Here is a 648-nt window from a genome sequence, read left to right as displayed (position 1 = left end):
GAGTGGCACCGGCTGTAACCGGGCGACCGTCTTATCATCCCGCCGTGATGCTGAAGATCTACATCTACGGTTACCTCAATCGCATCCAATCCAGCCGCCGCCTGGAGCGCGAATGCCAGCGCAACCTTGAACTGATGTGGCTGACTGGACGGCTGGCGCCGGACTTCAAAACTATTGCTGATTTCCGCCGTGACAATGGCAAGGCCATCCGCAATGTCTGCCGGCAGTTCGTCGTGCTGTGTCGTCAGCTCGACTTGTTCTCCCAGTCGCTGGTGGCCATCGACGGCAGCAAGTTCAAAGCGGTCAACAACCGTGATCGCAACTTCACTCACGGCAAGCTGCGCGCCCGCATGGAGCAGATCGAAAAAAGCATCGAGCGCTATCTGGCGGCGATGGATACCGCCGACCGGACGCAATCTGATGTCGCCGAAGCCAAGGCCATCCGCTTGCAGGACAAGCTCGAAAAGCTCAAGCAGCAGATGGAGGCGCTCAAGGACATGGAGGAGCAGTTGCGTGACGCACCGGACGGGCAGATCTCCCTGACCGATCCGGATGCGCGATCCATGGCCACCAGTGGCAGAGGCACCGGCGTGGTCGGCTACAACGTGCAGACGGCCGTAGATACCCAACATCACCTCATCGTCGCCC

Annotated in this window: 1 protein-coding gene; it reads left to right on the top strand. The window is 60.0% G+C overall.

The window, feature by feature from the left end; all coding sequences use genetic code 11:
• The coding region (locus QSJ95_RS32485) for a transposase (protein WP_285647877.1) at positions 1 to 648 on the top strand (648 nt) is incomplete at both ends.

Source organism: Pseudomonas sp. NBRC 100443 (assembly GCF_030268185.1).
Lineage (GTDB): Bacteria > Pseudomonadota > Gammaproteobacteria > Pseudomonadales > Pseudomonadaceae > Pseudomonas > Pseudomonas citronellolis.
The sequence above is the reverse complement of the archived record's forward strand: the minus strand, read 5'-3'. Positions and strand labels throughout refer to the sequence as shown.